This window comes from Amycolatopsis pithecellobii, from assembly GCF_009707865.1.
Lineage (GTDB): Bacteria > Actinomycetota > Actinomycetes > Mycobacteriales > Pseudonocardiaceae > Amycolatopsis_E > Amycolatopsis_E pithecellobii.
This window is the reverse complement of the sequence record NZ_WMBA01000080.1, coordinates 23538-32841: the sequence shown is the minus strand read 5'-3', so window position 1 is coordinate 32841 and position 9304 is coordinate 23538. Positions and strand designations below refer to the sequence as shown.

The window sequence follows — 9304 nt, the reverse complement described above, 5'->3', positions numbered from 1 at the left end:
CCCCGCGCCCCACCAGTCACCGCCCCGCCAGTAGCCCAGGTTGTGCCGGCACCGTGCCCCAGCGGAAGCCGCCCAGTTCGACACCTCGTACCAGGTCAGCCCGGCCGCGGCCAGCTTCGCGTCGATCAGCTCGTAGTACTCGGCCAGCACGTCCTCGTCCGGCATGGGCAGCTCGCCGCGCCGCACTCGCCGGGCAAGCGCCGTACCGTCTTCGACGATCAGCGAGTACGCCGACACATGATCGACCCCGGCGGCGAGCACCGCGTCCAGCGAAGCCTGCAGATCCTCGACGCGTTCACCCGGGGTGCCGTAGATGAGGTCGAGGTTCACGTGCTCGAAGCCCGCGGCCCGCGCTTCGATCGCCGCTTCGACCGGGCGCCCGGGAGTGTGCACGCGGTCGAGCACCCGCAGTACATGCGGCGCCACGGACTGCATGCCCAGCGACACGCGCGTGTACCCGGCCTCGCGGATCCCGGCGAAGAACTCCGGCGACGTGGACTCGGGGTTCGACTCGGTCGTCACCTCCGCGCCCGGCGCGAGCCCGAAGCTGCCACGGACCGCGCCGAGTACTGAGGCGAGCCCGTCCGCACCCAGCATCGACGGCGTGCCCCCGCCGACGAACACCGTCTCCGCTGGTCGCGCGCCCACCCGCTGGACGCCGAGCGCGAGCTCCCGTTTCAACCCCTCCAGCCACGACGAAGGCGACGCGGCCGAGCCGAGCTCCCCCGCCGTGTAGGTGTTGAAATCGCAGTAGCCACACCGGGTGGCGCAGAAGGGCACATGGACGTAGACACCAAAGGCACTGCACACGCCCCTAAGTGTCCCCCATGTCAAGAAGCGTGATGCTCCTCCCACGATCCGGACGTGGCTGGACCACCATCTGGGCTCGTGGCACGCTGGATGCGTGACTTATGCCGGTGTGCTCCTCGTGGCGCGACGCCACGTCGATCTCCGGCGTGTCGCCAGCGCGCTGTGCCGCATGTTCCACTGACGCCACCCACCACCATGGACCCGGGCGTCGGTCGCTCCCCGTCGCTCGATTCCCCGGGGATTGCCGCGCGCCGACGCCCTCCGATGACACCCCCGGAGGACTCCTCATGGCTTCGCCGCCGCGCGAAACATCCCCGGCCCGTGCCCCGCGCAGCAAGCAGCGGCGCGGCGAGGGCCAGTGGGCGCTCGGCTACCGCGAGCCGCTCAATCCCAACGAACGGTCGAAAAAGGACGATCACCCGCTCAACGTGCGGTCGCGGATCGAGAGCACGTACGCCCACGGCGGCTTCGACTCGATCGACCCGGGTGACCTGCGCGGCCGTTTCCGCTGGTACGGCCTGTACACCCAGCGCAAGCCCGGCATTGACGGCGGACGCACCGCGACGCTCGAACCCGAGGAGCTCGACGACGAGTTCTTCATGCTGCGCGTGCGCATCGACGGCGGGGACCTGACCACCGAGCAGCTCGCGGTGATCGGTGAGGTTTCGCAGACCTACGCGCGCGACACCGCGGACATCACCGACCGGCAGAACGTCCAGTACCACTGGATCCGAATCGAGGACATGCCCACGATCTGGGAGAAACTCGAGGGCGCCGGGCTCACCACGATGACCGCGTGCGGCGACAGCCCGCGCGTCATCCTCGGCTCGCCGCTCGCCGGCATCGCCGAGGACGAGGTGATCGACGGCACCCCGGCGATCGACGAGATCAAACGCCGCTACCTCGGCAAGCCCGAGTACGCGAACCTGCCGCGCAAGTTCAAGACGGCGGTCTCCGGTCTGCCGGACGTGGCACACGAGATCCACGACGTCGCGTTCGTCGGCGTGGTGCATCCCGAGCACGGCCCCGGTTTCGACGTGTGGGTCGGTGGCGGGCTGTCCACGAACCCGATGATCGGCCAGCGGCTCGGCGCGTGGGTGCCGAGCGACGAGGTGCCCGAAGTGTGGGCAGGCGTCATCTCCGTCTTCCGCGACTACGGCTACCGGCGGCTGCGCTCGCGGGCGCGCATCAAGTTCCTCGTGAAGGACTGGGGCGCCGAAAAGTTCCGCGAAGTCCTCGAATCCGAGTACCTGGAGCGGAAGCTGATCGACGGCCCCGCGCCGGAAGTGCCGAAGACACAGCATGATCACGTCGGTGTGCACCGGCAGAAGGACGGCAACTACTACGTCGGTGCCGCCCCGGTCGCCGGCCGCGTGTCGGGTTCGCTGCTGATCGCCGCGGCGAAGGCCGCCGAGCGCGCGGGCTCGAACCGGGTCCGGCTGACCCCGCTGCAGAAGCTCGTCGTCCTCGACGTGCCCGAGGCGGAAGTCAAGGGCCTGCAGGCGGAACTGGAGGAACTCGGACTGCCCACCGAGCCGACCCCGTGGCGGCGCGGCGTGATGGCCTGCACCGGGATCGAGTTCTGCAAGCTCGCGATCGTGGAGACCAAGGCACGCGCGCGTGACCTGGTGACCGCGCTCGAAGAGCGACTGGCCGATATCCAGTCCGATGTGGACACTCCGGTGTCGGTGCACATCAACGGGTGCCCGAACTCGTGCGCGCGCATCCAGACCGCCGACATCGGCCTCAAGGGCCAGATCGTCACCGACGATGCGGGCAACCAGGTCGAGGGTTTCCAGGTGCACCTCGGCGGCGGGCTCGGCCTCGACGCCGGGTTCGGCCGCAAGTTGCGTGGCCACAAGGTCACCGGTGACGAGCTGATCGGCTACGTGGAACGGGTCGTGCGCAACTACCACGCGCAGCGCACCGAAGGCGAACGCTTCGCCCAGTGGGTCGCCCGCGCCGACGAGGACGCGCTGCGATGAGCGAGCGCGCGACGCCGTTCTACTGCCCCTTCTGCGGGGATGAAGACCTTCGTCCGGTCGAGGAGGACCGCGGCTGGCTCTGCGGTGCCTGCCGGCGCGTCTTCACCGTGAATTTCCTGGGCATCCGGCTACCCGAGGGAGCGAAATGACGGCGGTCACCGAAGACCTGAAAGCGTTGGCGGGCAAGGCATCCGAGGAGCTGGCCGACGCGAGCGCACTGGAGGTGCTGCGCTGGACGGCGGAGACCTTCGGCGACGATTTCATCGTGGCGTCCAACATGCAGGACGCGGTGCTGATCGACCTGGCCACCCAGGTGAAGTCCGATGTGGACGTTCTGTTCCTGGAGACCGGTTACCACTTCGCGGAGACACTCGGCACCCGTGACGCGGTCGCGACGGTGTACCCGCAGGTGCGGATCGTCAACGCACAGGCCGAACAGTCGGTCGCGCAGCAGGATGCCGAGTACGGCCCGAAACTGCACGAGCGCGACCCGAACCAGTGCTGCCACCTGCGCAAGGTGGTCCCGCTGCGCCAGACGCTGTCGAAGTACTCGGCGTGGGTCACCGGCGTGCGCCGGGTGGACGCGCCGACCCGCGCGGACACCCCGATCGTCACGTGGGACGAGCGCAACGGCCTCGTCAAGATCAACCCGATCGCGCCGTGGACCGACGACGAGTTCCGCGCCTACATCACCGAGCACGGGATCCTGGAGAACCCGCTGGTGTCAGTGGGTTATCTCTCGATCGGCTGCGCCCCGTGCACCGCGAAGGTCGCCCCCGGCGCCGACCCGCGCAGCGGCCGGTGGGCCGGTTCGTCGAAAACCGAGTGCGGACTGCATGGCTGAGGGGACAAGGCATGACCACCGTTGAGACGACCGACAACCTGCAGGCGCTGGAATCCGAGGGCATCCACATCTTCCGCGAGGTGGCCGGTGAGTTCGACCGGCCGGTGATCCTCTTCTCCGGCGGCAAGGACTCGACCCTGCTGCTGCACCTGGCGATCAAGGCGTTCTGGCCCGCGCCGGTGCCGTTTCCCCTGCTGCACGTGGACACCGGGCACAACTTCGACGAGGTCATCGCCTTCCGCGATCACGTCGTCGAGAAGCACGGGCTGCGGCTCATCGTGGCGAACGTGCAGGACTGGATCGACGACGGGCGGCTGACCGAGCGGCCCGACGGCACGCGGAATCCGTTGCAGACCCAGCCGTTGCTGGACACCATCACCGAGCACAAGTTCGACGCGGTGTTCGGCGGCGGGCGCCGCGACGAGGAGCGCGCACGGGCGAAGGAAAGGATTTTCAGCCTGCGCAACGCCTTCGGTCAATGGGAACCGCGCCGGCAGCGTCCCGAATTGTGGAACTTGTACAACGGCAGGCACCGTCCAGGGGAACATGTGCGGGTGTTCCCGCTGTCGAACTGGACCGAAGCCGACGTGTGGAACTACATCGCGCGCGAAAACGTCGAGCTGCCTTCGATCTACTACGCACACCGGCGCGAGGTCTACCGGCGCGACGGGATGTGGCTCACCGAAGGCCCGTGGGGCGGCCCACGTGATGGCGAGGAGGTCAAGGAGCTTTCCGTGCGTTACCGCACCGTCGGCGACGGTTCGTGCACCGGCGCGGTCGAATCCGAAGCCACCACGGTGGACGAGGTCATCGCCGAGGTGCTGGCGAGCCGGCTCACCGAGCGCGGCGCGACCCGCGCCGACGACCGGTTGTCCGAGGCCGCGATGGAGGACCGCAAGCGGGAGGGCTACTTCTGATGAGTTCTCTACTGAGGCTCGCCACCGCGGGCAGCGTGGACGACGGAAAGTCCACTTTGGTCGGACGCCTGCTCTATGACACCAAATCCGTGCTGGCCGATCAGCTGGACGCGGTGACCAGGGCGAGTGTCGACCGCGGACTGTCCACTCCGGACTTGTCGCTGCTCGTGGACGGACTGCGCTCCGAGCGCGAGCAGGGCATCACGATCGACGTGGCGTACCGTTATTTCGCCACCCCCCAGCGTTCCTTCGTGCTCGCCGACACCCCCGGCCACGTGCAGTACACCCGCAATACCGTCACCGGCGCTTCGACGGCGCAGCTGGCGATCCTGCTGGTGGACGCGCGCAACGGGGTGGTCGAGCAGACCCGCCGGCACGCCGCGGTGCTCGCGTTGCTCGGCGTGCCGCGGCTCGTGCTCGCGGTGAACAAGATCGACCTCGTCGACTACGACGAGGAGACGTTCACCGTGATCGCCAAGGAGTTCACCGACCACGCCACGACACTCGGCTACCCCGCCGGTTCGGTGCTGTCGATCCCCGTCTCCGCGCTCGTCGGGGACAACGTGGTGGACCGCTCCACCAAAACTCCTTGGTACGACGGGCCAACGTTGCTCGAGCACCTGGAGAACGTGCCCGCCGCACCGGATCCGCACGACGTGCCGCTCCGGTTCCCGGTGCAGTACGTGATCCGCCCGCGCACTCCGGAACACCCCGACTATCGCGGCTACGCCGGGCAGGTCGCGGCCGGCACCGTGCGCCCGGGAGACGAGGTCGTGGTGCTGCCCGCCGGGCTGCGCACCACCGTCGAGCGCATCGACACCGCGGACGGCCCGCTGGACGAAGCAGCCGCGGGGCGTTCGGTCACGCTGTTGCTCGCCGACGATTTCGACATCTCCCGCGGTGACGTCATCGCCGCCGCGGAATCGGCGCCGGTGTCCTCGGACGAGTTCGGCGCGACTTTGGCCTGGCTGTCGGAAAAGCCGCTGAAATCGGGTGCGCGAGTGCTGGTGAAACACGGCACCCGCACCGTGCAGGCGTTCGTCGAGGAGCTGACCGCGCGTTTCGACGAGCAGAAGCTGTCCACTGTAGACTCTCCGGAAACGTTGCAGCTCAACGAGATCGGCCGGGTCCGGATTCGCACCGCGGAGCCGCTGCCGGTCGATGACTACGCGGTCAACCGCCGCACCGGGTCGTTCCTGGTGATCGACGCGGCTGACGGCACCACGCTCGCCGCCGGACTGGTCGGCGCTCCACTGTCCGTTCTGTCTTCCTGAAAACCGAAAGGCCCGTTCGTGAGAAGTGTGCGACGCAGCACCCGAGCCCTCGCCGTGGCAGTGTCGTTGCTGGCGGTAGTGGCCGGGTGTTCCCGTGCCGATTCCACCGACAGCGCGGCTCCCGCCGCGACCACCGGGGGCACGCCGGCGACCGAGGTCCGGCTCGGCTACTTCCCCAACGTCACCCACGCTTCCGCGCTGATCGGGCTCGACAAGGGTTACTTCACCCGGCAACTGGGCGCGGGCACGAAGCTCACCCCGACGAAGTTCAACGCCGGCCCGGATGAGGTTTCGGCGCTGCTGGGCGGTTCCCTCGACATCGGCTTCATCGGGTCCGGTCCGGCGATCAACGCGTTTTCCAAGTCGGACGGGGAAACCGTCCGGCTCGTCTCCGGTGCGACCTCCGGTGGCGCACAGCTCGTGGTGAAGCCCGAGATCAACACCCCGCAGGATTTGCAGGGCAAGATCGTCGCCGACCCGCAGGCGGGCAACACACAGGACGTGTCCCTCAAGAAGTGGATCTCGGACCAGAAGCTGACCGGGGTCAACGTGCAGAGCGAGGACAACTCGGTCACCCTCGACCAGTTCCGCAAAGGCGCCGTCTCCGGTGCCTGGCTCCCGGAGCCGTGGTCTTCCCGCCTCGTCGCCGAGGCGGGGGCGAAGGTGCTGGTGGACGAGAAAACCCTGTGGCCGAACGGAAAGTTCCCGACCACGGTCGTGATCGTGCGCAAGGACTTCCTCACCCAGCACCCGCAGACCGTGCAGGCCGTACTCAAGTCGGTCCTGGACGCGAACAACCTCGCGGCGACCGACGCGACCGAGGCGAAGGCCGCGGTGAACCGGCAGCTGAAAACCCTGACCGGTTCGGCATTGTCGCAGCCGGTGCTGGACCGCGCGTTCGAGAACATCGAGCTGACCACCGATCCGCTGGCTTCGCAGTTCCCGCAGCTGGCGCAGGATCAGGTGACCGCCGGGATCGCGAAGAGCGCGGCCAAACTCAACGGTTTCTTCGACCTGAACTCGCTCAACGCCGTGCTCACCGCGGCAGGCAAACCGACCGTCAGCGCCGCCGGACTGGACCGGAAGTGACCCCATCCGAGGAGCGAAGCCGATGACCGCCACACTGGACGAATCGACCGTGCGGCCCGCGACGGACCACGCTGTGCGGCTTTCCGGGGTGCACAAGACCTTCGGCCAGGGCGAGCGCGCGGTGACCGCGCTCGCGGGGGTCGACCTCGACGTCGCCCCCGGCGAGTTCGTCTGCCTCCTCGGCGCGTCGGGCTGCGGCAAGACGACACTGCTGAACCTGGTGGCGGGGCTGGAAAAACCCACCGCCGGCGAGATCTACCTGAACAGCTCGCGTCCGGCGGTGATGTTCCAGGAAGCAGCGCTGATGCCGTGGCTCACCGCCGCCGCGAACGTCGAACTTCCGTTGCGGCTGGCCGGAATCCCGCGCACGGAACGCCGCACCCGCACCGGCGAACTGCTGGAGCTGGTGCGGCTGTCCGGCGTCGGCGGCAAGCGCCCGCACGAGCTGTCCGGCGGGATGCGCCAGCGGGTCGCGCTGGCACGCGCACTCGCTTCGGCGTTGCACACGGGAAAAGATGCGTCGCTGCCGTCGTTGCTGCTGATGGACGAACCGTTCTCCGCGCTCGACGCGATCACGCGTGACGTGCTGCAGTCGGAGCTGCTGCGGGTGTGGAGTTCGACCGGAGCGGCCGCCGTGTTCGTCACCCACGACGTCCGCGAGGCCGTGCGTCTCGGACAGCGGGTGGTGCTGCTGTCCTCGCGGCCGGGCCGTGTCGTGCAGGAGTGGTGGGTCCGGAACCTCTCACCGGCGGACGAGGAGGCGACCGTCACGGTCATCAACCAGCGCCTGCGCGAGGTGATCTCCAGTCATGCCGCGGCTTGACGATCTGGACGAGGCGGTCGAAGCGGGTCTCGACGCGCTCGACACGCCACCCGAACAGCCGAGCCGCCGCCGCACGCAACGGATCCTGTGGGCCGTGCTGCCGCCAGTGGCGTTCCTGGTGGTCGTCGTCGTGGTGTGGCAGATCTTGTGGGCCGCCGCGTTCTGGCCCGAGTTCCAGCTCCCCGCGCCGCTCGCGGTGTGGACGGAACTGTGGTCGCGGATCACCGATGCACAGGCCTTCGGGTTCATCTGGACGTCCGTGCACCGCGCGGTGCTGGGCTTCCTCGCCGCGATCGTCATCGCCACGCCACTGGGCCTTGCGGTGGCGAAGATCCGGGTGATCCGCTCGGCGATCGGCCCGTTCCTGTCCGGGTTGCAGAGCCTGCCGTCGGTCGCGTGGGTGCCGGCGGCCGTGCTGTGGTTCGGCGTCACCCCGACGGCCATGTACGCCGTGCTGTTGCTGGGCAGCGTGCCCTCGATCGCGAACGGTCTGGTGGCCGGGATCGACCAGGTCCCGCCGATCCTGCCGCGGGTCGGCAAGGTGCTGGGCGCGCGGCGGTTGCAGGCGTCGTGGCACATCCTGCTCCCGGCCGCGCTGCCCGGGTATCTCGCGGGACTCAAGCAGGGCTGGGCGTTTTCGTGGCGGTCGCTGATGGCGGCGGAAATCATCGCCACTTCGCCGTTGCTGGGCAAGGGTCTCGGCGCATATCTCGACGACGGCCGCACGCTGTCGGACATGCCGACGGTGATCTCGGCGATCGTGCTGATCCTGCTGGTGGGCGTGGGTATCGAGCTGCTGGTGTTCCGGCCGCTGGAGCGGGCCGTGCTGCGTGCCCGCGGGCTGACCGGGTCGGTGTAGATGAACGCGCCGCTGGTCGTCGTCGCACACGGGAGCCGGGATCCCCGCTCTGCGGCGACGATCCGCGCGCTGCCACTCGGTGCCCGAGTGTCCTTTTTGGACCTGTCAGCTCCGCTGCTGACGGATGTGCTGTGTTCCCTTGCCGCACAAGGACATCGCGACGCGGTCGTCGTGCCGCTGCTGCTCGGCAGCGCCTACCACGCCCGGGTCGACCTGCCCGCGCTGGTCCGGGAGGTGCCCCGGCTGCGAGTGTCCATTGCGGACGTTCTGGGTCAGGATCCGTTGCTGGAGAACATCGCACTCGACCGGTTGCGTGCGGCGGGCGCGGACCCGGCTGATCCCTCGCTCGGCGTCGTGGTGGCCGCGGTGGGGTCCTCCCACGCGCCGGCGAACGACGCGGTCATCGCACTGGCACGGCGCTGGAACACGCGGTACCCGATGCTCGTCGCTCCGGCTTTCGCGACGGCCAAGCCGGATGTGGCGTCCGCGATCGCGAAACTGCGGGCCCGTGGCGCCCGGCGGTTCGCGGTCGCTTCGTGGTTCCTGGCGCCGGGACTGTTGCCGGACCGGATCGCCGCACGGGCCCGGCAGGCGGAACCGTCGGTGCTGCTCACCGATTCCCTCGCTCCTGACCCGCGCGTGGCGGAACTGGTACTGGCCCGGTATCACGCGACCCTCGCGCGCGCCGCGTAAGCCGTATCGT

Annotated in this window: 11 protein-coding genes; 10 read left to right on the top strand and 1 reads right to left on the bottom strand. The window is 68.9% G+C overall.

The window, feature by feature from the left end; genetic code table 11:
* Positions 1-858: radical SAM family heme chaperone HemW (gene hemW / locus GKO32_RS33670; RefSeq protein WP_312869020.1), on the bottom strand; the 858-nt coding region annotated here is incomplete at its 3' end.
* A 46-nt stretch (positions 859-904) separates the two neighbouring features.
* Between hemW and GKO32_RS40705 the strand changes: the two genes are divergently transcribed.
* From GKO32_RS40705 to GKO32_RS33625, 10 genes are all read left to right on the top strand, one after another.
* Complete coding sequence (locus GKO32_RS40705; RefSeq protein WP_376766031.1) at positions 905-991, top strand: putative leader peptide; 87 nt, start codon at positions 905-907, stop codon at positions 989-991.
* A 106-nt stretch (positions 992-1097) separates the two neighbouring features.
* On the top strand, positions 1098-2795 hold the full coding sequence (locus GKO32_RS33665) for a nitrite/sulfite reductase (RefSeq protein WP_154760956.1): 1698 nt from the start codon (positions 1098-1100) through the stop codon (positions 2793-2795).
* Positions 2792-2944, top strand: coding sequence for an Insertion element protein (locus GKO32_RS33660; protein WP_154760955.1), 153 nt, complete (start codon positions 2792-2794; stop codon positions 2942-2944). Before GKO32_RS33665 ends, GKO32_RS33660 begins: the two co-directional genes overlap by 4 nt.
* Entirely contained in the window at positions 2941-3639 is a 699-nt protein-coding gene (locus GKO32_RS33655) for a phosphoadenylyl-sulfate reductase (RefSeq protein ID WP_154760954.1), read from the top strand. Before GKO32_RS33660 ends, GKO32_RS33655 begins: the two co-directional genes overlap by 4 nt.
* 11 nt (positions 3640-3650) lie before the next feature.
* Positions 3651-4556: a sulfate adenylyltransferase subunit CysD gene (cysD, locus tag GKO32_RS33650; protein ID WP_154760953.1), complete on the top strand. Its 906-nt coding sequence runs from the start codon at positions 3651-3653 to the stop codon at positions 4554-4556.
* Positions 4556-5830: a sulfate adenylyltransferase subunit 1 gene (locus GKO32_RS33645; RefSeq protein WP_154760952.1), complete on the top strand. Its 1275-nt coding sequence runs from the start codon at positions 4556-4558 to the stop codon at positions 5828-5830. Before cysD ends, GKO32_RS33645 begins: the two co-directional genes overlap by 1 nt.
* A 27-nt stretch (positions 5831-5857) precedes the next feature.
* Positions 5858-6919: an ABC transporter substrate-binding protein gene (locus GKO32_RS33640; RefSeq protein ID WP_376766030.1), complete on the top strand. Its 1062-nt coding sequence runs from the start codon at positions 5858-5860 to the stop codon at positions 6917-6919.
* A gap of 22 nt (positions 6920-6941) precedes the next feature.
* Positions 6942-7742 carry an ABC transporter ATP-binding protein gene (locus GKO32_RS33635; RefSeq protein WP_154760951.1) on the top strand — a complete coding sequence of 267 codons (801 nt, stop codon included), beginning with the start codon at positions 6942-6944 and terminating at the stop codon, positions 7740-7742.
* Positions 7729-8601, top strand: a complete 873-nt coding sequence (locus tag GKO32_RS33630) for an ABC transporter permease (RefSeq protein ID WP_154760950.1) — start codon at positions 7729-7731, stop codon at positions 8599-8601. The genes GKO32_RS33635 and GKO32_RS33630 overlap by 14 nt, the downstream gene beginning before the upstream one ends.
* The gene (locus tag GKO32_RS33625; RefSeq protein ID WP_154760949.1) at positions 8602-9294 is read left to right on the top strand and encodes a sirohydrochlorin chelatase; all 693 of its coding nucleotides are present in this window, start codon (positions 8602-8604) and stop codon (positions 9292-9294) included. It begins immediately after the preceding gene.
* Positions 9295-9304: the final 10 nt, after the last annotated feature.

Coding starts and splice junctions, on each gene's coding strand:
- cysD (WP_154760953.1), top strand. CDS start 3,651: ATGACCACCGTTGAGACGACCGACAACCTGCAGGCGCTGGAATCCGAG.
- GKO32_RS33645 (WP_154760952.1), top strand. CDS start 4,556: ATGAGTTCTCTACTGAGGCTCGCCACCGCGGGCAGCGTGGACGACGGA.
- GKO32_RS33635 (WP_154760951.1), top strand. CDS start 6,942: ATGACCGCCACACTGGACGAATCGACCGTGCGGCCCGCGACGGACCAC.
- GKO32_RS33625 (WP_154760949.1), top strand. CDS start 8,602: ATGAACGCGCCGCTGGTCGTCGTCGCACACGGGAGCCGGGATCCCCGC.
- GKO32_RS33630 (WP_154760950.1), top strand. CDS start 7,729: ATGCCGCGGCTTGACGATCTGGACGAGGCGGTCGAAGCGGGTCTCGAC.
- GKO32_RS33665 (WP_154760956.1), top strand. CDS start 1,098: ATGGCTTCGCCGCCGCGCGAAACATCCCCGGCCCGTGCCCCGCGCAGC.
- GKO32_RS33660 (WP_154760955.1), top strand. CDS start 2,792: ATGAGCGAGCGCGCGACGCCGTTCTACTGCCCCTTCTGCGGGGATGAA.
- GKO32_RS33655 (WP_154760954.1), top strand. CDS start 2,941: ATGACGGCGGTCACCGAAGACCTGAAAGCGTTGGCGGGCAAGGCATCC.